23 protein-coding genes and 2 tRNA genes are annotated in these 21,548 nt (G+C 71.3%); 17 read left to right on the top strand and 8 right to left on the bottom strand.

Annotated features, from left to right (window positions below; all coding sequences use genetic code 11):
• The first annotated feature begins 377 nt into the window (after window positions 1-377).
• The 7 genes from ABD978_RS06210 (at window position 378) to ABD978_RS06180 (ending at window position 7,010) form a co-directional block, all read left to right on the top strand.
• On the top strand, window positions 378-1,700 hold the full coding sequence (locus tag ABD978_RS06210) for a magnesium transporter MgtE N-terminal domain-containing protein (RefSeq protein WP_345349765.1): 1,323 nt from the start codon (window positions 378-380) through the stop codon (window positions 1,698-1,700).
• 110 nt (window positions 1,701-1,810) lie between these two features.
• Window positions 1,811-3,031: an NRAMP family divalent metal transporter gene (locus ABD978_RS06205; RefSeq protein WP_345349762.1), complete on the top strand. Its 1,221-nt coding sequence runs from the start codon at window positions 1,811-1,813 to the stop codon at window positions 3,029-3,031.
• A 98-nt stretch (window positions 3,032-3,129) separates the two neighbouring features.
• Window positions 3,130-3,579, top strand: a complete 450-nt coding sequence (locus ABD978_RS06200; RefSeq protein ID WP_345349759.1) for a hypothetical protein — start codon at window positions 3,130-3,132, stop codon at window positions 3,577-3,579.
• A 64-nt stretch (window positions 3,580-3,643) separates the two neighbouring features.
• Entirely contained in the window at window positions 3,644-4,279 is a 636-nt protein-coding gene (locus ABD978_RS06195; protein ID WP_345349756.1) for a TetR/AcrR family transcriptional regulator, read from the top strand.
• 166 nt (window positions 4,280-4,445) lie between these two features.
• Window positions 4,446-5,171, top strand: coding sequence for an alpha/beta hydrolase (locus tag ABD978_RS06190; protein WP_345349753.1), 726 nt, complete (start codon window positions 4,446-4,448; stop codon window positions 5,169-5,171).
• 293 nt (window positions 5,172-5,464) lie between these two features.
• Window positions 5,465-6,346, top strand: a complete 882-nt coding sequence (locus ABD978_RS06185) for a class I SAM-dependent methyltransferase (RefSeq protein ID WP_345349750.1) — start codon at window positions 5,465-5,467, stop codon at window positions 6,344-6,346.
• 34 nt (window positions 6,347-6,380) lie between these two features.
• Entirely contained in the window at window positions 6,381-7,010 is a 630-nt protein-coding gene (locus tag ABD978_RS06180; RefSeq protein ID WP_345349747.1) for a nucleoside/nucleotide kinase family protein, read from the top strand.
• A gap of 311 nt (window positions 7,011-7,321) precedes the next feature.
• Here the strand turns inward: ABD978_RS06180 and ABD978_RS06175 are convergent, their stop codons facing one another.
• Window positions 7,322-7,831: a hypothetical protein gene (locus ABD978_RS06175; RefSeq protein ID WP_345349744.1), complete on the bottom strand. Its 510-nt coding sequence runs from the start codon at window positions 7,829-7,831 to the stop codon at window positions 7,322-7,324.
• 150 nt (window positions 7,832-7,981) lie between these two features.
• On the opposite strand from ABD978_RS06175, the gene ABD978_RS06170 reads away from it, so the two are divergent.
• Both ABD978_RS06170 and ABD978_RS06165 read left to right on the top strand, forming a co-directional pair.
• Complete coding sequence (locus ABD978_RS06170) at window positions 7,982-9,115, top strand: sensor histidine kinase (protein WP_345349741.1); 1,134 nt, start codon at window positions 7,982-7,984, stop codon at window positions 9,113-9,115.
• Window positions 9,112-9,765 (top strand): response regulator transcription factor, encoded by a 654-nt coding sequence (locus ABD978_RS06165; RefSeq protein WP_345349738.1) that lies wholly within the window; start codon window positions 9,112-9,114, stop codon window positions 9,763-9,765. Before ABD978_RS06170 ends, ABD978_RS06165 begins: the two co-directional genes overlap by 4 nt.
• A gap of 93 nt (window positions 9,766-9,858) precedes the next feature.
• On the opposite strand, the gene ABD978_RS06160 is transcribed toward ABD978_RS06165, so the two are convergent.
• On the bottom strand, window positions 9,859-10,602 hold the full coding sequence (locus tag ABD978_RS06160) for an SDR family oxidoreductase (RefSeq protein ID WP_345349735.1): 744 nt from the start codon (window positions 10,600-10,602) through the stop codon (window positions 9,859-9,861).
• Window positions 10,603-10,780: 178 nt separating this feature from the next.
• Between ABD978_RS06160 and ABD978_RS06155 the strand changes: the two genes are divergently transcribed.
• From ABD978_RS06155 to ABD978_RS06145, 3 genes are read left to right on the top strand one after another with little or no spacing between them, the layout of a single operon-like run.
• On the top strand, window positions 10,781-11,677 hold the full coding sequence (locus ABD978_RS06155) for a LysR family transcriptional regulator (RefSeq protein ID WP_345349732.1): 897 nt from the start codon (window positions 10,781-10,783) through the stop codon (window positions 11,675-11,677).
• A 54-nt stretch (window positions 11,678-11,731) separates the two neighbouring features.
• Window positions 11,732-11,956, top strand: a complete 225-nt coding sequence (locus tag ABD978_RS06150) for a hypervirulence associated TUDOR domain-containing protein (RefSeq protein WP_345349729.1) — start codon at window positions 11,732-11,734, stop codon at window positions 11,954-11,956.
• A gap of 4 nt (window positions 11,957-11,960) precedes the next feature.
• Entirely contained in the window at window positions 11,961-12,296 is a 336-nt protein-coding gene (locus tag ABD978_RS06145) for a DUF3140 domain-containing protein (RefSeq protein WP_345349726.1), read from the top strand.
• Window positions 12,297-12,368: 72 nt separating this feature from the next.
• Here ABD978_RS06145 and ABD978_RS06140 read toward each other — a convergent pair whose 3' ends face one another.
• On the bottom strand, window positions 12,369-13,400 hold the full coding sequence (locus ABD978_RS06140) for a saccharopine dehydrogenase family protein (RefSeq protein ID WP_345349723.1): 1,032 nt from the start codon (window positions 13,398-13,400) through the stop codon (window positions 12,369-12,371).
• A gap of 109 nt (window positions 13,401-13,509) precedes the next feature.
• Here ABD978_RS06140 and ABD978_RS06135 point away from each other — a divergent pair, with 109 nt between their 5' ends.
• A complete protein-coding gene (locus ABD978_RS06135; RefSeq protein ID WP_345349720.1) occupies window positions 13,510-14,472 on the top strand; it encodes a helix-turn-helix domain-containing protein in 963 nt (320 codons plus the stop codon).
• A gap of 154 nt (window positions 14,473-14,626) precedes the next feature.
• The gene (locus ABD978_RS06130; RefSeq protein ID WP_345349717.1) at window positions 14,627-16,522 is read left to right on the top strand and encodes a bifunctional metallophosphatase/5'-nucleotidase; all 1,896 of its coding nucleotides are present in this window, start codon (window positions 14,627-14,629) and stop codon (window positions 16,520-16,522) included.
• 59 nt (window positions 16,523-16,581) lie between these two features.
• Here the strand turns inward: ABD978_RS06130 and ABD978_RS06125 are convergent.
• Together ABD978_RS06125 and ABD978_RS06120 are read right to left on the bottom strand one after the other, a co-directional pair.
• A tRNA-Met gene (locus tag ABD978_RS06125) sits at window positions 16,582-16,660 on the bottom strand.
• Window positions 16,661-16,672: 12 nt separating this feature from the next.
• Window positions 16,673-16,745, bottom strand: a tRNA-Leu gene (locus tag ABD978_RS06120).
• A gap of 159 nt (window positions 16,746-16,904) precedes the next feature.
• On the opposite strand from ABD978_RS06120, the gene ABD978_RS06115 reads away from it, so the two are divergent.
• Entirely contained in the window at window positions 16,905-17,285 is a 381-nt protein-coding gene (locus tag ABD978_RS06115) for a hypothetical protein (RefSeq protein ID WP_345349714.1), read from the top strand.
• 28 nt (window positions 17,286-17,313) lie between these two features.
• Here ABD978_RS06115 and ABD978_RS06110 read toward each other — a convergent pair whose 3' ends face one another.
• A complete protein-coding gene (locus tag ABD978_RS06110; RefSeq protein ID WP_345349711.1) occupies window positions 17,314-17,799 on the bottom strand; it encodes a hypothetical protein in 486 nt (161 codons plus the stop codon).
• Window positions 17,800-17,947: 148 nt separating this feature from the next.
• Between ABD978_RS06110 and ABD978_RS06105 the strand changes: the two genes are divergently transcribed.
• The gene (locus ABD978_RS06105) at window positions 17,948-18,715 is read left to right on the top strand and encodes a DUF72 domain-containing protein (protein WP_345349708.1); all 768 of its coding nucleotides are present in this window, start codon (window positions 17,948-17,950) and stop codon (window positions 18,713-18,715) included.
• A 45-nt stretch (window positions 18,716-18,760) separates the two neighbouring features.
• Here ABD978_RS06105 and ABD978_RS06100 read toward each other — a convergent pair whose 3' ends face one another.
• Window positions 18,761-19,933 (bottom strand): cytochrome P450, encoded by a 1,173-nt coding sequence (locus ABD978_RS06100; protein ID WP_345349705.1) that lies wholly within the window; start codon window positions 19,931-19,933, stop codon window positions 18,761-18,763.
• Window positions 19,934-20,056: 123 nt separating this feature from the next.
• On the bottom strand, window positions 20,057-20,638 hold the full coding sequence (locus ABD978_RS06095; protein WP_345349703.1) for a TIGR03086 family metal-binding protein: 582 nt from the start codon (window positions 20,636-20,638) through the stop codon (window positions 20,057-20,059).
• Between the two features lie 89 nt (window positions 20,639-20,727).
• Here ABD978_RS06095 and ABD978_RS06090 point away from each other — a divergent pair, with 89 nt between their 5' ends.
• A complete protein-coding gene (locus ABD978_RS06090) occupies window positions 20,728-21,540 on the top strand; it encodes a DUF6597 domain-containing transcriptional factor (protein WP_345349701.1) in 813 nt (270 codons plus the stop codon).
• The last annotated feature ends 8 nt before the right edge of the window (window positions 21,541-21,548 follow it).

Here is a 21,548-nt window from a genome sequence, read left to right as displayed (position 1 = left end):
AGGCGGCCTTACGGGCGGCACCCCGTCATGGATGCGGCGGCGTGTGGATGCGCGCGGCCTGGACCGGGCGGAGGTGAGGACATGTCGGGCAGTAGTCCGGGGCGAGATCAGCCCCATCGTGGCGTGTCCCGCATTCGTTCCGGTGCGCGGTAGCGCTTCCCCTCCTGGCCACCGGCTCCCGGACACCCTCTCTCGAGACGGTGCCGACCGGTCATCGCCGCTGGGCGAGAAGAGTGGCTGCCGCGCGCCCTTGGTGGCCCCGGGACGGGGCCATGGAGGGGGTCGTTCGTCATGACCAAGCACGAATCGGCCGTTGCCGGTCGCCGGCCCGTCGAGTTCGGGGGCCGGTGATGGGACGCCAGGGTCTACTCGCGGCGGTGCCGCGAGCGGTACGGCAGCGCTACGGGCCGCGCAACGGCCGCCTGACCCGGACGCGTTCGGTACGCCAAGCGCTGATCTCGCTGGCCGGGCTGGTGGGCCGGCCGGTGGTCAACCAGGCCGGCCAGCAGATCGGCCGGCTGGTCGATCTGGTCGCCCGCTGGAACGGCCGTGAGACGTACCCAGTGGTGACCGGCCTGGTCGTCCAGGTCGGCCGGCGCCGGTCCTGGGTGCCGTACGAGGTCGTGGAGCGGGTGGAGCCGCAAGCCGTCACGTTGCGCAGCGCACGCCTTGACCTGCGGGAGTTCGAGGAACGCCCCGGCGAGGTCGCCTTGGCGACCCACGTACTGGACCACCAGCTCGTCGATATCGAGGGCGTACGGGTGGTGCGCCCGTCCGACCTCTACCTGACACCGGTCGAGGACCGATTGCGGCTGGTGGGCATGGACACCGGGCTCGGCGCCCTGGCACGCCGCCTGTGCCCCGGGCTCTGGCGCAGCCGCGCCATCCCCGAACAGGTGATCGACTGGTCGGACGTGCAGGCGTTCGGCAGCGCGGCGGGCCGGGGCGGAGCCCGGCTGGCGGCCCCCCGCACGGAACTGCGCCGCCTGCACCCCGCCGAGCTGGCCGACCTCCTGGAGGACCTGGGCCGCACCGAGCGCCGCGAACTGCTCGACCTGGTCGGCCCGGACCACGCCGCCGACGCCCTGGAGGAGATGCGCCCCGACCAGTTGGAGGAACTGCTGACCGAGGCCGACCCCGGCCAGGCCGCCGGGTTGGTGGCCCGGATGGAACCCGACGAGGCCGCCGAAGCCCTCCGTGACCTGGATTCCGAGCGGCGCTCGCACCTGCTCGACCGGCTCCCTGAGCAGACCAGGTCGGCGGTGCGTGCGTTGCTCGCCCGGCAGGAGGACTGCGCGGGCGGGTTGATGACCACCACGATGATCCGGGTGCGGCCCGAGCGGACCGTCGCACAGGTCCGGGACGTGCTGGCGGCCGAAGGCGTGCACATCGCCGACATCGACGCCGTCGCGGTGGTCGACGAGAACGGGCGCCTGCTGGACGATGTCACGCTCGGCGAGCTGCTGCTCGCCGAGCCGGGCAGCACGCTGGGCGAGCTGGTCGGCCCGCCCTGGCCGATCACCGTCCGGCCCGAGGCGAGCCCGGCCGAGGTCGCGACCCGGCTCGCCGAATCACGCCGCCTGTCGGTGCTGGTCGTCGATGACGAAGAACGCCCCCTCGGGCGGATCCTGGCCGATGACGTGGTCGACATGCTGCTGCCCGAACGGGGCCGGTTCCACTTCCCTCGGGTGCTTTCATGACCGCCCGGCACACCTCGCCCCCCGCGACCGGATCCGGTCTTCGGACGCCTTCCGGTGCCGGCCGGGCCACCCCGGCGCGGGGGGATCCGCGCCGCAGGAGTCCGCGGCGGATGCTGATCACGGCGCTGGCGTTCGCCGGGCCCGGGCTGATCGCCGCCAACGCCGGCAATGACGCCGGCGGAATCGCCACCTACGCCTCGGCCGGCGCCCAGTTCGGCTACCGGACCCTGTTCGTCATGTTGCTGGTCACGGTCGGCCTCGTGGTCGTGCAGGAGATGTGCGCCCGGCTCGGCGCCCACACCGGCGAAGGACTGGGCTCACTGATCCGCGAGCAGTTCTCCATCCGGGTCACCGCGTTCGCGCTCCTGGCGTTCCTGGCCGCCAACCTCGGCCTGGTCGTCTCCGAGTTCGCCGGCATCGCCGCCGCCCTGGACCTGGTCGGGGTCAGCCGGTACGTCTCCGTCCCGATCGCGGCCGTCGTGATCTGGGCCCTGGTGGTCTTCGGCTCCTACCGCTACGCCGAACGACTGTTCCTGATCCTGTCGCTGGCGTTCCTGTCCTACCCGATCGCCGCCGTCCTGGCCCGTCCCGAGATCGGGAAGGCCGCGAGCCAGACGATCTGGCCGCACCTGCTCGGCACCAAGGCCTTCCTGCTGCTGACGGTCGCCCTGATCGGCACCACCATCACCCCGTACATGCAGTTCTACGTCGCCGGCGCCGTCGCCGACAAAGGGATCGGCCCCGCCGACTACCGGGCCGAACGCATCGACACCGTCGGTGGCGCGATCTTCGCCGACCTGATCAGCATGTTCATCATCATCGCGACCGCCGCCGCCATCCACACCCGCGCCCCGCTGGACACCGCCGCCCAGGCCGCACACGCACTGGCACCGGTCGCCGGCCGCTTCGCCGAACAGCTCTTCGCCCTCGGCCTGCTCGGCGCCTCCGCACTGGCCGCCGCCGTCGTCCCGCTGTCCACCGCCTACGCCATCAGCGAGGCCGCCGGGGTCGAACGCAGCGTCGGCCGCCGCTTCCGCGAAGCACCCCTGTTCCTCGGCCTGTTCACCGCCCAGATTTTCATCGGCGCCGCCATCGCCCTCATCCCCGGAAACCTCATCCACCTGCTCATCAACGCCCAGCTCCTGAACGGCATCATCACCCCGATCCTGCTCACCTACGTCCTGATCCTCGCCGGCCGCAAGCGGCTGCTCGGAGACGCCGCCAACGGACCCGTCTACCGCCTCATCGCCACCATCTGCGTCGCCGTCGTGGCGCTCATGGCGGCGGCCGCGCTGGTCATCACCGTGCTCGGCTGGTTCGGCATCGGATGATCCTGAGCGCGTGACGTAGGACACACAGGATCGGCTCGGTCGGTCGCGATAACTGGCTGGCTGTACAGTCAACATCCTTCCTACGAGAGGAGCCGCGCATGGCCGCGCGTGACTGGGCCGTCAAGAAGGCCGCGTCGAAGATCCTTGGCCCCGACGAGAGGCTCGTCGCCAGCTGCATGGCGAACCTGCCGGGCACCCTGAAGCGCGAGGGGTACTACGCCGCCCTGCAGAACGTCGTCGGCATCCGTTTCGTCGACGTCGCCGCCGACGGCGGGCTGCCCCCGAAGATGAACGTCGCGGTGACCGACCGGAGGCTCCTCCTGTTCGAGCAGTCGATGCTCGGCCGGGCGAAGGACCTGGTCGCCGAGATCCCCATCTCACAGATCGCCGGCGCCCGGGTCACCGAGTCCGGCCGGGCCCAGGTGACGGTCAAGGTCCACAACTTCGTGATCACCTTCGCCGGCGGCACGGATCTCGCACTCGAGTCGGCGGACAAGGGCGGCGTCACCAACCTGGTCGGCGCGATCAACGGACGGGTACGGCACTGACCGGCGCACCGTGCGGCGACAGGCGGGACAATGGTGTGTCCGTCATCGATGTCCGGGGGTCCGCTTGTCGCCACGTTCGGCCCACGCCAACCAGGAGCTGCGCGAGCAGTCCCGCCGCCGGATCCTGGAGGCGGCCCTGACGTCGTTCGCCGAACGCGGGTACGAAGGCGCCACGATCTCCCAGATCGCCGAGCGCGCGGGGGTCGCCCGGGGGCTCGTGTCGTACTACTTCCCGGCCAAGGAGGAGCTGCTCCACGAGCTGCTGGGCCAGGCCCTCGAGGGACTCCTCGCGGGAACCGACCCGGTCGACGGGGAGATCACCGCGGACCAGCGCCTCGCCGGCGTGATCGACCGCACCCTGACGATGGCGCAGGACACGCTCGAGATCCAGCGGCTCGTGCTCTGCCTGATGCTCCAGCCCGCGACCCGCGAGATCTTCATCAAGGTGGAGTCGACCAAGGCCGACGTCATCGACCGGTTCGAAGATCGCCTCCGGCAGATCTTCGCCGACCGCGGGGCCGCGGACCCGGCCCTCGAAGAGGTCATGTTCCGCAGCGTCCTGGAAGGCGTGATCTTCAAGATGGCGGTCTACCCGCGGACGTACCCGTTCGCCGCGGTCCGCCACCGGCTGTTCACGATGTACGGACTGCCGGCCGGCGACCCGCCGACCGAACCGGTCGGCCGCCTCCGCGCGCACTGAACCGCTCGGCCGCCTCCGCGCGCACCGAACCGGTCGACCGCCTCCGCGCGCATCGAACCGGAATCACGAATCCGAGCCGATGTCCGCCGCGACGTTCCGATGAGTTTCGCGCGGCCGTGCGGTCAGCACAGGTCGTTCCCTCCATCTCATCGAGAGGACCGTCGGCATGGCGACCTTCGTTCTGATTCCCGGCGGCGGGTGCGACTCGTCGTACTGGCGGCCGCTCGTGGCCGAGTTGCGCGAGCGCGGCCACGAGGCCGTGCGCGTGGACCTGCCCTGCGAGGACGACGCGGCGGGGCTCGCCGAGTACGCCGACGCCGCGGTCGAGCAGATCGGCGACCGCACCGACCTGATCGTGGTGGCGCACTCGCTCGGCGGCTTCACCGGGCCGCTCGTCTGCGAACGCGTGCCGGTCGATCTCCTCGTGATGCTCACGGCGATGCCCCCTTCCCCCGGCGAGGCTCCCGGCGAATGGTGGACCGCCACCGGGCACGACCAGGCGATGCGCGAGGCTGCCGGACGCCACGGGCCCCCGGAGGAGGATCACGGCTTCGACCCGGTCTTCTACCACGACGTCCCCGCGGAATTGGTCGCCGAGGTGGAGAAACACCCCCGCGGCCAGTCGGGCACCCCGATGAAAGAGCCCTGGCCGCTGCCCGCGTGGCCGCGGGTACCGACGAAATTCCTGCTGTGCCGCGGCGACCGCCTGTTTCCGGCCGAATTCATGCGCCGGGTCGTACGGGAGCGCCTCGGCATCGTTCCCGACGAGATCGACGGCGGCCACATGGTCATGCTCAGCCGCCCCGCCGAACTGGCCGATCGCCTGGTCGCCTACGCGCGCCACAACCGGCCCGAAGCCGGTGCCCCGAGGACCACCTCGCCGAGTCCGTGAACATGCTGCATTGGTGAGGGCCTACGAGCTTCCGCCGAAAACGGGCGAATGGAAAAATCGGGACTCGACAGCGGAGCGGCTTTCCTGGCGGACGGCGGCGCTCAGTCGACCGGCCGCCGATGGCCTGGGCGCATCGGGCGACCTTGGGGGTAGAGCCGAAGGCGATGGCGTGTCACTCTGAGGAAGAATAGGCTAAAAGCCATCAAAAATGCCACTGTATCGTTATCTCGGAGATCTTCTATAAGATTTGTCTTTGTGCTATGATTGGGGAATGGCATTGTAAGTTCGGCGTCGTGATTGACAACGGACGACCCAGCCGAACAGCGCTCATGGCCGCGGCGGCGCGCGCGGCCCACCTCATCGTCGACTCCCCTCCCGTGATCTTCGCTGACACCGTCGCGTACTCCCTCCTGGGCGACCAGGCCAAGGAACTCGTCGGCTACCACCGCACGCAGGGCGAGCACCCCATCCTGGCCGCCGTACGGGCGACGGCCACCGTGCGGAGCCGCTACACGGAAGAGCGTCTCGCCGAGGCCGTACGACGGGGCGTCACCCAGTACGTCATCCTCGGCGCGGGCCTCGACTCCTACGCCTACCGCGCCGACCCGGAGGACGGGGTCCGGGTGTTCGAGGTCGACCACCCCGCCACCCAGCGGTGGAAGCGCCACCTCCTGGCGGAGGCGGGCGTCGCGATCCCGGACACGGTGACGTACGCGCCGATCGACTTCGAGACCGAGTCGCTGTCCGAGGTCCTGCTCCGGGAGGGCTTCGACGCCTCCCGGCCGGCGTTCGTGAGCTGGCTCGGCGTGACCATGTACCTCACCTCCGAGGCCATCGGGGACACCCTCGCCGCGGTCGGCCGGCTCGCCCCGGGCAGCGAGATCGTCCTCGACTACACCCTCGTCCCCGAGCTGCGCGACGCCGCGGCCCAGATGTACGCCGACGCCGTGTCGTCGATGTCCGCCGAGCAGGGCGAGCCCTGGCTCAGCGCCTTCCGCCCCGAGGAGATGTCCGCGCTGCTCGAAAAGCGCGGGTTCGGCCTGATCGAGCACTCCCTGCACCGCGAGGCCGTCGACGCCGCCCTGTGGGAGCGGGCCGACCCGCTGCTGCCGTCGAACCTGTCCGGCCTGGCCCACGCGACCGTGCTGGTACGAAGCCCGCAACCGGCACGCTGAGCCCGATTGATCACCCGCCTGCGAGGATGGTGAGGTGCGCGCACAGCCCATCTCCCCGGCCCTCCTGGTGGAACAGCTCGCCGACCGGATCGCCGCCCTCCCCGGCACGTCCTGGACGCGGGTCGCGATCGACGGTGCGCCACCCACCCGGACGGGGGACCTCGCGGACGCGCTCGTCGATCCCCTCCGGCTGCGCGGCCGCGACGTCCTCCGGGTATCGGCCGGGGACTTCCTCCGGCCGGCGTCGCTCCGTTTCGAGTACGGCCGGGAGGACCCGGACGCGTTCTACACGGACTGGCTCGACGAGGGCGGCCTGGTCCGCGAGGTGCTCGGGCCGCTGGATCCGGACGGCTCCGGCCGGATCCTGCCCGCGCTCTGGGACAGCACGATCGACCGTGCCACCCGCGCCTCGTACGTGACCCTGGCGCCGGGCGGCGTGCTCCTGCTCGATGGCGCCCTCCTCCTCGGCCGGGGACTCCCCTTCGACCACACGGTGCACCTGTCGATGTCCCGTGGGGCGCTGACCCGCCGGACCGACCCGGACGAGGAGTGGACCCTGCCCGCCTACGCGCGATACGAGGACGAGGCCCAGCCGACCCTGACCGCCGACGTCGTCGTCCGCGTCGACGACCCCCGGCACCCGGCCCTCGTAAAACACCCTTAACACCGAGCCCCGGCTCTCGGGGAAGATACCGAACACCTCGGGGAAGAATTCTTCGCAGCGCTCGGCGGTCAATTGACGACCTCGCCGTAATCCCGCTTCGTTCTGCTTACTCTGCCTGCAATGACCAGCTAAAACGTCAGGAAGGCAGACCATGCGAACCCCTCCGAGTCCTACGCTCATCACCCTCGGACGTCTCGTTCGGCGTTACCGCGACGCGGCGCAGCAACGTCAACGGCGGAAACTGCGTCGAGGTCTGTGTCGTGGAGCGGGCGAAGTAGTCCCGGGACGGCGGAGCCGTCCGCCGCCTGGGGTCAGGCGGCGGACGGGACCGGGCGGGCCGAGGGCATGCGGCTGCGGAGCAGGATGCCCGCTCGGGTGGTGACCACCAGGGCCAGCGTGAAGAAGAGGATCGAGTCCGCGAAGGCCGCCACGCTGATGTGGTTGTCGATCAGGAATCGGCCCAGGTCGCGGGCGAACCAGTGCTGACATCCGTAGATGAAGAGCTGACGCAGCACCGTGATCGCGGTCCAGAAGGCCACGTACGCCCAGCCGGCGTCGTACCAGCCCTGGCCTGACTCGTCCACGCTCACCCGCAGCATCGCGCACGCCAGCGCTCCCAGCACGATCCCGCCCCCGATGGAGGCGGCCTCCAGTGCCAGGCCGTCACCGGCGGTGTCGAACTTCGGCAGGAAGAACGGCACGATCACCGCGGTGAACAGCAGCGGCCGCAGGACGGCGAACACCGTGACCCTGTTGTGGCCCCAATCCTTGATCAGGACTGCGGCGAAGATCACTAGGTTGACGATCGTGATGGCGGACAACGAACACTCCCACTCTGCCGGTCGTGGAGGCCCACGGTAGGGAGAGGGCCGGGTGGAGGTCGTCCATCTCGCGGGTGGAGATCCGGTTGTAGTAGCGGATGGTTCTGGCGCGATAATTCGCTCCGCCGCTGGTGAAAAGGGGGTGGCCGGATGTCGATCCGGTGGGGCGGGCAGTGGCCCGCGCGTGCCGCGATGCTGGCCGGGCTCGCGTTCGTCATCTGGGGCGAGACCGCGCACAAGGGGGCGGCCGGGCTGCACGGGGAGAATCTGCGGATCTCCGTCGCCCTGGCCGTGTCGTCCGCCGCCTGGCTCGGCTGGGCGGTCCTCGGGCCGCGCGGGCACTCGCCCGCGCTGCGTGCGACGATCGCCGCGACGGGGCTGGCCGGAAGCGTGCTGCTCGTCCTGCACCCGCAGCCCGCGGTGTACTGGTTCACGTTCTGGGCCTGCGTCGATGCCGCCGCCGTGTTCCCCCGGCGCGAGGGTGTCGCGCTGGCCGGCGGTTGCTGCGGCGTGCTCGTGACCGGGTACGCCGTGGGGCGCGGCGACGCGCTGGCGACGTTCGCCGCCGTCACCTTCGTCGCCTACCTGGTGGGCCGCAACCGCCGGCTCCACGTCGACCGGGCCGAGCACGCCCGGCTCCTGGCCGAGCAGACCCGGCAGGCCGGAGAGGAACGGGCACGGGCCGCCGTCCTCGCCGAACGCGGCCGCATCGCGCGGGAGCTGCACGACGTCCTCGGCCACTCGCTCAGCGCCCTGGCGCTCCGGCTGGAGGCCGCCGACGCGGTTCTGGAACTCACCGGCGACCGTGAGGAGGCCCGGCGGCACGTCGGTCGCGCCCGGGCGCTGGCCCGGTCCGGCCAGGAGGAGGCGGTCGCCGCCGTCCGTACGCTGCGGGAGGGCGAGGTCGAGCTCCAGGAGATGATCAGCGGTCTCGTCGCGGCGTTCCGTCAGGACACGGGCGCGTCGGTGCGGTGCGACCTGACGGGGACCGCGCGCCCGCTTCCGGCGGAGTCCGCCCTCGCCGTCTACCGCGCCGTGCAGGAGGCCCTCACCAATGCCGGCAAGCACGCCCCCGGGGCCGACGTCGAGGTCCGCGTCGACTACACGAGCGACGAACTGGCCGTCGAGGTGACCAACGGTCCGGGGCGGGTTCCGGCCGCCACCGCGCCGGGCGGCGGCTACGGCCTCACCGCGATGCGCGAGCGGGTCCGGCTGGCGGGCGGCACGGTGACCAGCGGGTCGACCGAAGCGGGATGGCGGGTACGCGCCCGGATCGGCCTGTGAACGAGTCCGTCATCCGCGTCGTCGTCGCCGACGACCAGACCGCCGTCCGGGAGGGGCTGGTCGCCCTGCTCGACCTGCTGCCGGACATCGAGGTGGTCGCCGAGGCCGAGGACGGCCACGCGGCGATCGCGGCGGTCGCCGCGCACCGGCCCGACGTCGTACTGATGGATCTGCGGATGCCCGGCCTCGGCGGCGAAGGCGCCACGGAGCGGATCGTCGCGGACCATCCGGAGGTCGCCGTCGTCATCCTCACCTCGTACGCCGACGACGAGTCGGTTCTCGCCGCGCTCGCCGCCGGGGCCCGCGGGTTCCTGACGAAGAACGCGGGACGCCAGGAGATCCGGCAGGCCGTCACGGCCGCCGCCGCGGGCCTGGCCTCGGTGGATCCGGCCGTACAGGCACGGCTGGTGGCCGCCGCGCGACTCGGCCGGGTACCCGACCGCGCGCGCCTCCCGGACGGCCTCACCGTCCGGGAGGCGGAGGTGCTCACGCTGATCGGTGCGGGACTGTCGAACGGGGAGATCGCCGCGCGGCTGCACATCGAGATGGTGACGGTGAAGTCGCACATCAACCGGGCGTTCGCCAAGGCGGGGATCACGAACCGGAGCCAGGTCGCCGACTACGCCGCCCGGCACGGCCTGATCCGCTGATCCCGCCTGGTCGCCGGCTCCGTCCGACGCGACGCCCCGTCGCCGGCCGGTGTCGTCGGTGGACACCGGCGCTGGAGCCGGTCGCGGCCGGGCCTATGCCCTGATTCCGGAACCGCCGCCGACGACGATGTTCTCGCCGGTCACGAAGCCGGCCGCGTCGGAGGCGAGGAAGGCCACGACTTCGGCGACCTCCTCGCCGGTCCCGAACCTGCCGAGGGGGATCTGGGCGGTCGTGACCTTGGCGACCTCTTCCAGCGCCTCCGGCGGGAGCCCGCCCTTGGCCCAGATCGGCGTCTCGATCGGGCCGGGGCTGACGGCGTTGACCCGGATCCGCCGGGGCGCCAGCTCAAGGGCGAGGGACGGCACGAGGGACAGGAGGGCGCCCTTGGAAGCGGCGGAGACGGAGCCGCCGACGACGCCTCTCGTGGCTCCGATCCCGATGGTGAAGATGATGGATCCGCCGTCGTTGAGCAGGGGAAGGGCCTTCTGCAGGGTGAAGAACTGGCCCTTGACGTTGACGTCGAACAGGTCGTCGTACGTCGCCTCGTCGAAGGCCTCGACCGGCCCGCCCCGGACGATCCCGGCGTTGAGGAACAGCACATCGAGGGTGCCGAAGCGCTCCCGGACCTCGTCGACGACCCGGTCGGTGTCGGCGAGCGACCGGGCGTCGGCACGCAGCACGACGATCTGGTCGGGCAGTGACCTCTCGGCCGCGGCGAGGGTGTCGGGGTTCTGCCCGGTGACCACCACCTGATATCCGCGCCGATGCAGAAGTTCGGCGGTGGCCTTGCCGATTCCGCTGGTTCCGCCGGTGATCAGGGCCGTGGGCGCGGACATGGTGCACTCCATTCGGGACAACGGTCAGGGAGCGGCCCGATACGGCACCGTGCCGGTGCCCGGCCGCGGGTTCCACCTTCGGGCCGCGGAGCGCGCCGGGTCCAATGAATGTTTCGCATCCGGCAATACGATCTGCGTATCACCCCACGTCACGGCATACGAGGGCTACGATCCCGGTATGCCCGACTCGCCACCGCCTCCGGTCAACCTCGATCTGCGGCTGGTGCAGTGCTTCACCGTCCTGGCCGAGCATCGGCACTTCGGTCGCGCCGCCGCGGCCCTCCACACCACCCAGCCGTCCCTGAGCCGGCAGATCCACCGCCTCGAACAGCAACTCGGCGTCCGGCTGCTCGACCGCACACCGCGCGGCACCGAACTCACCGAGGCCGGGGAGATCTTCCTCCCGCTCGCGAGGACGCTGCTGCGCTCCGCCGCCCAGGCGATGGCGCGCACCCGGGCCGCCGCCCGGCCGACCCGGATCACCATCGGCTACACCACGAGCCTCATCGTCACGTCCGCCGTGCGCGAGCTGCGCCATCGGCACCCGGACGCCGAGGTCCGGACCGTGCATCTGGGCTGGAACGAACCGCGTGACGCGCTGCTCGACCACCGCGCGGACGCGGTCGTGACACGGCTGCCGTTCCGGACCGGCGGGCTGCGGGTCACGGTCCTCCACGACGAGCCCCGAGTCCTCGTCGTGCCTCTCGACCACCGCCTGGCCGGCAAGGAGTCCGTCACCCTCGACGACATCGCCGACGAGCCCCTGCCCCGGGTGTCCGACCCGGACTGGAACGCCTTCTGGCGCATCGATCCCCGACCCGGCGGAGGCCCGGCGCCCGGCGGTCCCCTCATCGACGACGTCGAGGACAAGGCCGAACTGGTCGCCGCCGGACAGGCCGTCGCGATCATCCCGGACGGAGAGCACATCGGCCGCCTGCGCCCCGACCTGACCACGATCCCCCTGGAGGGCGTCGAGCCCAGCCAGGTCGTGCTGGCCACCCGCGCCGACGACCGCAACCGCCTCGTGGCGGCCTTCCGGAAGATCGCCGAGGCCCACCTCCGGGGCCCTCAATGAATACGCCCTGACCTGCGGGTATGGGAAGGCGGGCGGGCGAAGGAGGAGAGAACCATGGCGAAAGAGAAGAAGAAGCTGCACAAGGGCGACCAGGTCTCCTGGCGCAGCCACGGCGGCGAGGCCCACGGCGAGGTCGAGCGCGAGATCACCGAGCGGACCGAGGCGGCCGGCCGGACGGTCGCCGCGTCGCCGGACGAGCCGCAGTACCAGGTCCGCAGCGACAAGTCCGGGGGCCTGGCCGTGCACAAGCCCGAGGCCCTGAAGAAGAAAGAGGACTGAACCCGTGGCGGGCGAGGACGACGAGGAGATCCGGAGCCTGTTCCAGGACCTGGTCAACCTCGGCCCCGCCGAGCTGGAACGCTGGCTCGGCACCGAGGAGTCGAAGGCGGCGGGGCAGCATTCGGGCGGCGGCGAGTCCACCGGCCACGAGTCGGGCCGCCGGATCGTCGCGCTGCTAAGCGCGAAGAAGGGCGACCTGTCCGCCGACGACTACGCGCACATGCGCAAGGTCGTCGGCTACATCCGCCGGCACCTGGCGCAGCGCCCGGACGGCGACATCCGCGACACCCGCTGGCGGCACTCCCTCATGAACTGGGGCCACGACCCGCTCAAGACCTGAGCGGACGGCCCGCACCGAGCGACCGTCGGCGCCTTTCATGGCGGGCCGGCGGCCGCATGCCTGATCCAGCCGCTACGGACGCAGCTCCAGGGTGATGTGCGGGGACAGCGCGCGGAGGAAGTCGGGCGCGTCGAAGATCTCGCCGGCGGAGGCGACGCCGACCGTCCTGGTCCGTCCCGTGAGTACGCGGTCGACCGCTTCGACCGCGAGCGGCGCGGTGACGGCGTAGATGTCCTGGCCCTTCGCCACGGCGCGCCGTTCCCGGCCGCCGGAGCGTACGACGACGTCGACGAGGAAGGTCTGCGCGGACCGTCCCCGCTCGTCGGCCGGGGCCGGCGGCGGGGTGTCGGGGGACGAGAGGTCCCGGGCCGCCTCGACCGCCATGTAGGTGCGCACTTCGGGGATGGGCAGGTGGCTGGGGATGGTGACGACGTCGGCCATCGTGAACTCCCCGATGACGGCCCGCGGTCCCATCGGGTCGGGGAAGGGCCACTCCAGGGTCGGCAGGTCGTCATGGTGGTACTCCAGCCGGCCGTTCGCGTAACGGACGCGTCGGCCGCCCCGCCGCTGCCCGGAGACCGCGCCCGCGGCACGCGTCCCGGCGGTGGGGTGCCAACTGCTCAGCCCGTACGCGACGTGCGCCTCGTCGGCCGCCGTCCAGTCGCCCATCGCCGCCGTGGCCAGCAGGTCGCCGAGGCCGCCGTAGAAGGCCATCGCGGGGACGATCACCGCGCCCGCGGCGCGGGCGCGGTCCGTGAAGTAGGCGAACGTGTCGGCGTTGGCCTCGATCTCGGCCGCCACGTCCACGTACGGGATCCCGGCGCGCAGCGCCGCCTCGATCACGGGAGCGGCCGTCGTGGCGAAGGGCCCGGCACAGTTGATCACGGCCGCCGTACCGGCCAGGGCGCGGTCGAGCGAGGCCGGATCATCGACCGACGCCGGGCGGGCCTCCAGCCCGGATTCGGACACCGCCAGTTCCTTCAGCTTCCCGGGGTCGCGGCCGGAGAGGACCGGGACGAACCCGCGCTCCCGCAACTGCGCCACCACGAAGCGCCCGGTGTGCCCGTACGCGCCGAACACCGCCACCGTCTGCCCCGATCCCATGGGGTCTCCTCCCACTCGAACGACCTAGTGCGAACCGTACGGAGATCTTGGCGAGAGCGGGCATCCAGCCGCGAGTGTCCGGAACGCCATCACCCGTACAATTTCGGACATGAACACCGTTGCGATCGCCGTCACCGACGGGATGCTGCAGTTCGAGCTGTCCCTGGCGTACGAGGTCTTCGGCGCCGCCCCGGACGGCGTGGCGGTCCCCTGGTACGACGTCAAGGTCTGCGGGTCGGGCGCCATTGAGGTCGGCCGGTTCCGGCTGGAGCCCGACCACGGCCTCGACCGGCTCCCGCATGCCGACACCGTGATCGTCCCGGGCTGGACCGACGTCGACGTGGACCCGCCCGCCGACCTGGTCGACGCGATACGCGCGGCCCATGAGGCCGGCGCACGCGTGGCCTCCCTCTGCACGGGCGCGTTCGTGCTGGCCGCCGCCGGCCTGCTGGACGGCAGGCGCGCGACCACGCACTGGGCGCACACCCAGGTCCTGGCCGCCCGCCACCCCCGGGTGGAGGTGGACCCGGACGTCCTGTACGTGGACAACGGCAGCGTGCTCACCTCCGCCGGCAAGGCGGCGGCCATGGACCTGTGCCTGCACCTCGTCCGCCTCGACCACGGCTCCTCGATCGCCAACGTGGTCGCCCGCCGCCTGGTCGTGCCGCCGCACCGGGACGGGGGTCAGGCCCAGTTCGTCACCACCCCGGTGCCCGCCCCGGACAGCCACCCGCTCGCCGAACTGTTCCCCTGGGTGATCGAACGGCTGGACCAGCCGCTGACCGTGGAGGACCTGGCCCGCCAGGCGCGGATGAGCTCGCGCAACCTGGGCCGCCACTTCAGGGCGGTGACCGGTACGACCCCGCTGCAGTGGCTGCTGACTCAGCGGATCCGCCACGCCCAGGAGCTGTTGGAGACCACCGACGACAGCGTCGACACCATCGCGGCGGCGACCGGCATGGGCACCGCCACGACACTGCGCCGGCACTTCAACCGCACGGTCGGCGTTCCTCCGGACACCTACCGCCGTACGTTCCGCTCGCGGACGTCGGTCACCGCCCCGGGCCCGTGACGAGCGCTCCCGGCGACGGCCGGTCGCGGTCACGGTGCGACGGCCGGGCCTGCGCGATCATCTGACGTTCACGCCGCGGCCGACCGTACGTGACACGGACTTGATCTTGGACCGTTTTACTCGCCTGCGCTTCCTCACGATCGGGAGATGGGCGATGACGCAGGACCTGGGACGGCGGACCTTCCTGACGGCGACCGGCGCGATGGCGACGATGGCCGCGATCGGCACCCCCGCGTACGCGACGGAGGACGCCCGCGACGCGGCCACCGCCGACGAGTACGTGGACGTGCAACTGCTCAACATCACCGACCTGCACGGTTACCTGCACGGCAGCAGCGTCATCACCGGCGCGGCCGGCACCCGCTACACCGTGGGCGGCGTCGGTCACCTCGCCGCCCACCTGAACCGGCTCCGCGACGGCCACCAGAACTCGATCTTCTTCGGCCCCGGCGACATGTTCTCCGGCTGGGAGTTCGACGCCGAGAGCGTCGCCGACGAGTCCACGGTCGAGGCGCTCAACCGCATGGACTTCCGGTTCAGCTCGGCGGGCAACCACGAGTTCGACAAGTCACCGGCGTTCCTCACCGCCCACATGGAGCGCGGCATCCCGTTCCCCGAGGTCGGGTGGGACGACGAGTTCGTCGACTCGACCGGCCGCCGGTTCCGGGGCGCGAGGTTCCGCTACTACAGCGCCAACGTCGTGTGGTCCGCGACCGGCCGGACGGTCGTCCCGCCGTACAACATCGAGTGGGTGGACGCCGGCGGCGGGCGCCGCCTGCCCATCGGGTTCATCCACCTGACGGCGTTCGGGGCCGAGACGATGCCGGCGTCGTTCCAGCCGGCGCTGCGGACCCTCGACGAGGTCGAGACCGTCAACCGGTACGCCGCCCTGCTGAAGAGGCGGGGCGTCAACGCGATCATCCTCAGCATGCACGACGGGGCGGTCGCGGGCAGCGACTTCAACAGCGGTAGCGACCCCTCCGGCCCGGCGTACGACCTGGCCCACCAGGTCTCCCCGGACGTCGACGCGATCGTCACCGGGCACTGGCACTGCCGGTTCAACATGATGGTCCCCGACCCGAACGGCGTGCCGCGCCCGTTCGTCGAGGCCGGCTACAACGGCCAGCTCATCAACGAGATCAACCTGCGGCTCGACCGCCGTACGGGCAAGGTCGTCCGCGAGCTGACCGTGTCCACGAACCACGCGAACACCCAGGACGTCACGCCGAACCCGGAGCTGCAGGAGGTCGCGGACTACTGGCTCGACTTCGCCACCAAGCGGGGCCAGACCGCGATCGGCCGGGTGACCGCGCCGTTCACGCGGACCCGGAACACCGCCGGAGAGAGCACGATGGGCGACCTGGCCGCCGACTGGGCGTACTGGTCGGGGCGGCAGCCGATCGACCCGACCAACAACGGCAACGCGTACCCGAACGTGCCCGCCGACCTGGCCCTCATCGCCATCGCGCCACGCGTCGGCCAGGGCGTCGTCGGAGGCGACTTGGTCTCGACCGCGTCCGACGGCGCCGTCACGCTGGCCCAGGCGTTCAAGGCCGTCGGGTACGGCGACCCGGTCGTCACCGCGACCGTGGCGGGGCAGCAGATCCACGACACCCTGGAACAGCAGTGGACCACGGGCACGGACGGCAAGATCGTGTTCGCGCCGTTCGCGGTCTCCCGCAACGTCCGGTACACCTACGACGCGAGCGGGCCCGTCGGCGACCGGGTCGACCCGGCCGACGTGCTCATCGACGGGAAGCCCCTCGACGTCGCCCGGAAGTACCGGCTCGCGACGATGGCCTACACCTTCGTCCAGGGCGACGGGTACCCGGCGCTCGCGACGTTCGACCGGCCGGTCCGGCACCCCCGGGACTTCGAGAACTTCGTGAAGTACGTCCGCGCCCAGAAGGTACTCACCCCGGCCCCGCTCGAGCGGGTCACGGCCAAGAACGCGGCCTTCGCCCCGCGCGCCATCGAGGTCCCGGCCCCGTCCGACGAACCGCGCACCGGCAACAACCTCAACTACGGTTCATTCCACATCCCCTGCTGAGGCGAATATGCGAATGGCGGGATGACACGGCCGGCGGCCGCGTCATCCCGCCATTGAAATGGTCGCGCAGGTGGGATTCGAACCCACGACCTCCGGCTTATGAGACCGGCGGGGACGACCGAACTCCCCTACTGCGCTCCGTGCGTGACGTGCCGCTCCAGGGATTCGAACCCCGAACCTTCCGGTCCTGAACCGGACGCCTCTGCCGTTGGGCCAGAGCGGCGCGGAAATCTTTCCGTCGTCTTCAGTGTGAAGAAGTCCCGGCCGCCGCTACAACGCATTTTCGGGGGCCGGCCCGCCCTGGAGGGCGTGCGAGAAACCTGAAGCAGGCTTGACCTGCGTCGACTTGCGATCTTTCGAACACCAGTTCGAAGATGGTCTCATGCATGACGCCCGGCCACTCGACCACTACCCGTCCGGCTCCCACCGGATCGAGGCCCGCGACGCTTGGGTCTGGATCCGCCACAAGGGCGCCTGGCGCAAGGGGGCGATCCACTGCTGGTACGTCCACGGCGACACCTGGATGGCCTGGATGCAGCACGAGGATCCCACCCCCGACGTCCCGTGGTCCGCGTGGGGGCTCTACCTGTACGACGGAGTCACGATCCGCCGGCGCCACACCCCGGCCGCCACCGCCCGCATCGAGATCCCGGCGGGCCCCGACGCCCCGGACCGCATCACCGCCCGCCTCCGCGACACCGGCTACCGCGTCGAGCCGTGGCACCACCCCGCAAGCGGCACCAGGGCCCTGCTCATCGGATGAGCCCTCCTGGCGCGGCTTCGCCGGCGGATCAGTCGAAGAGCCTGTCGGCCGAACCGGCCACAGCGGCCAGCCGGACCCACTCCTGCAACTGCGCGAGGTCGGCGCACTCCTCGATCCGAAGACGCTGCTCGTCGGTGAGCGTGATCCCCCGTACGTCCAAGACGGCAAAAAGCGCCTTGATCTCGCCACGGGCCTCACCACGGGCCTCACCACGGGCCTCGCCCTCGGCGAAGTATTTCTTGGCGAAGCTGCTCTGGTACTCGTACTTTTCAGCGATCAACAGGGCCTCCAGGTAACTGCGTGCATGCTCGGTCTGTAGCGCCGCGAGTACGACGTCAGCGTACAGCCGGGAGCGTTCGCCGTCGACGTCGTACAGGACACCCTTGTAAAGGGCATCGAGGACATCGAACCTTTTTGAACCGTGCACCACTGCCGACAATACGGCCAATTCGGGCAGGTTATCGGCTTCGTCGGCATCCGTTACCGCAGGGATCGAATCGGGCCCCAGCACCAACGGACTCAGGGCCCATCATTATTTTTATCGTCCCGGCAGCAACACGGCCTGTCCCGTTTGGGGGGTGGGAGGGGGGTACGACCCGAGTCATGCCGAACGATCCGGACGGGAGTATGCGGGACGGCGTGCGGGCGTGGGGGAGGCCGGGATGCCGCTGTTGATCGGCACGTCCGGGTGGCAGTACAAGCACTGGCGCGACGTCCTCTATCCGACCGGGATGCCACAGCGCGTCTGGCTGGAGCGGTACACCGAGTGCTTCGACACGGTGGAGAACAACAACGCCTTCTACCGGCTGCCCAGCCGGGAGGTCTTCGCCGGGTGGCGGGAGCGGACGCCGCCGGGGTTCGTGATGGCGGTCAAGGCCAGCCGCTACCTCACTCACATCAAGCGCCTCAAGGACCCGGAAGAACCGGTGGACCGGCTGATGAACGCCGCGGGCGGCCTGGGCGACAAGCTCGGCCCGGTCCTCGTTCAGCTACCGCCCACCCTCCAGGTCGACGTCGAACGCCTGACGCGGACCCTGCGCCGTTTCCCGGCGGGCGTACGGGTCGCGGTCGAGCCCCGGCACCCGTCCTGGTGGACCGACGAGGTGCGCGAACTGCTGATCCGGTACGGGGCCGCGCTGTGCTGGGCCGACCGGCTCGGCCGGCCGTTGACGCCGCTGTGGCGGACCGCCGGCTGGGGCTACCTGCGGTTCCACGAGGGCGCGGCGACGCCCTGGCCGGAGTACGGCGACCAGGCGCTGCGCTCCTGGGCGCGGCGGCTCGCCGAGACCTGGGACGACGGGCAGGACGTGTACGTCTACTTCAACAACGATCCCGGCGGCGCGGCCGTACGGGACGCCGGACGGTTCGCCGAGTTCGCCCGCGCGGCCGGTCGCAGCGTGACCCGCACGCCCGCGCTGGCCGCGCACTGACGAGCCCGTCTCACCGCCACGCCCACCCGGCGGCGACGGCGCGCCTCACCAGGTGACGGGCAGCGCGGACACGCCGCCGGTGAGGCGGTCCATACGCCACGGCAGCCGGTCGCGCGGCACCGCCAGGCGCAGGTCCGGGAACCGCTGGAACAGCGAGCCGAAGACGGCCCGCAGTTCGACGCGGGCCAGGTTCGCGCCCAGGCAGTACCGGATGGCGTACCCGAATCCGAGGTGAGGCTGCGGGTCGCGGCCGATGTCGAAGCGTTCGGCGTCGGCGAAGACGGTCTCGTCCCGGTTGGCGGCCGCGGTCATGATGACGCAGAGCTCGCCCGCCCTGATCCGCACACCGTCGACCTCGACGTCCTCGCGGGCGTACCGGGCGAGGCCGTGGTCGTTCGGCACGGCGACGCGCATGATCTCCTCGACCGTCGCGGAGACCCGTGCCGGATCATCTCGCAGCGCCGCGGCCTGCGCGGGGTCGGCCAGCAGGAGAAGGACTCCGTGGTCGATGCGGTTGACCGTCGTCTCGTGCCCGGCGAACAGCAGCCCGCCCGCCATGGTCGCGATCTCGTCGGCGGGCAGGTCGGCCCCGGCCAGGTCGGAGTAGACGTCCTCCCCCGGGTGGTCCCGCTTGGCCATGACGATCCCGTGGGAGTACTCCTCCATGGCCGTACGGGCGGCGGCGGACCGGTCCAGGTCGGTGAGGTCGGTCATCTCCTCGGCGATCGCCCGGAAGTGGTCACGGTCGGCGAGGGGTACGCCGAGGAGCTCGCAGATCACCTGGATGGGCAGCGGCACCGACAGCGACGCGTGCAGGTCGACCGGTGGGCCCTGCTCCTCCATCCGGTCGAGCAGGCCGTCGACCAGCTCCTGGACGTGCCCGGACAGCGCCTGCATCCGGCGCGCGGAGAACGCCGGCGCGAGCAGCCGGCGCATGCGGTCGTGCACGTCCTTCTCGGTGGCGAACTCCCCCGTCGGGCCGCCGGTGAGGGCGGAGTTGGAGAGCCGGGCGGCGTTGTCGGGGTCGGGGTGGGAGCGGCCGAAGCGCTCGTCGGCGAAGATCGCTCTGGCCTGTTCGTACCCGGTGACGAGCCAGGCCTCGTCGCCGGTCCGGGTGCGGATCCGGGCGATCGGCTCCTCGGCGCGCAACGTGGCGTACGTCGTGGAGATCCCCAGCACGTCGGTGCGCTCGAACGGCAGTCGCGGCAGGTCGGCCATGAGGCGAACGTCCTCTCCCCGAGAGTTCAGTCAACCTCCACGCTTTCACCCGTCATATCACTCGTCAATGCGCACGAAGTGGGAGAAGTCGGCCTTGCCGGCTACGGCCGATGCCCTCGCTGGTCAAGACGTCCACGCGGGGTCGCGGCCGGCGAGGCCGAGTGCCCGGTCGAGCAGCGGAGCCGTCTCGGACACCGCCACCTCCGGACCGATCGCACCGTACCGCCGGGCCATCTCGGCCATCGCAGACGCCTGGCCGAACAGCGCGCGTGCCAGTTCGTCGTCGACCGGGACCTTCTGGCCGGTCGCCGCGGCGAGGTCCCAGGCGTGCAGCAGGAGCTCCGCGAACATCATCCCGCCGATCACCGAAGCGGGCATCGCCCCCGAGACGGAGAGCCCGGTCTCGCCCTCCCAGGCGGCCTGCTCGGACCAGGCCGCGGCGGCCGCCCGCACGCTCACGGCGTACCGGGCGGCCCAGTCGGGTTCGGCGGTGAAGTCGTGGTCCTCCGCCGGGGACTCGGGGAGCGGCGTCTTGTGCGCGGCCGCCTCGAAGCGGGACCCCGTCCAGGAGATCAGATGGTTCAGCAGGGTGCGGACGTCGTACTCGGTGCACGGGGTCGGCAGGCTGAACAGATCGGGACCGATCCCCTGGACGACCGCGATCGGCACTTCCGCGGCGCGCGTCATGAGCGGACGCAGTTCCATTGATGTCTCCGTGAGTCGTCTGGTGGCAGGGCTATAGACCGTAGGCCGGGCGGGGCCGCCGGTCTTGAAGAAATGCGACACTGAGCCGTATGGCCGACGCCGCTCCCGACAGCCTGCGGGCCATCCTGAACCGCGCGGCGGCGCGGGAGCGCTTCCAGGTCGCCCACCGGGAACCGGCGGCGGATCTCGCCTGGCTCGCCGACTACCACTGGATCCTGCACTGGGATCTCGGCGAAGGGGGATCCCACCGGCAGCGGGTCCTCACCCATCCATCCGTGCACATGACCTTCCTCAGCGACGGGCAGGCCCGGGTGGTCGGCGTCGTGCGCGGGGTGTTCGCCGAGACCATCGAAGGTCGCGGCCGGGTGATCGGCGTACGCTTCCGGCCCGGTGGCCTCCGGCCCTTCCTCGACGCGCAGATGTCCACGATCACCGACCGGCGGGTTCCGGTCGAGGAGATCTTCGGCCGGCGAGCCCGCACCGTCGCCGACGCGATCATCGCCACGCCGGACCCCGGGGACGCGATCCTTCTGGTGGAGGACCTCCTCCGTTCCGGCGCGCCGGGGAGACCGGACCCGCGGGTCCTCGAGGTGTCCGCCATCGTGGACCGGATCGCCGCCGACCCGGCGCTGAGCAGGGTGGACAGGCTGGCGGCCGCGGTCGGGGTCGGGACGCGCCGCCTCCAGCGGCTGTTCGCCGACTACGTGGGGGTGGGCCCCAAGTGGGTGATCCGCCGATGCCGGATGCAGGACGCCGCGGACCGGGCGGCCGGCGGCGCGGACGTCGACTGGGCGGCCCTGGCCGCGGATCTGGGCTACGCCGACCAGGCGCATTTCATCCGGGACTTCTCCGCCACGATCGGCATGCCTCCGGCGAGGTACGCGCGGCAGGACGCGCGGTGACGCCCGGC

It is taken from the genome of Actinoallomurus liliacearum, assembly GCF_039542035.1.
Classification (GTDB): Bacteria; Actinomycetota; Actinomycetes; order Streptosporangiales; family Streptosporangiaceae; genus Actinoallomurus; species Actinoallomurus liliacearum.
The sequence above is the reverse complement of the archived record's forward strand: the minus strand, read 5'-3'. Positions and strand labels throughout refer to the sequence as shown.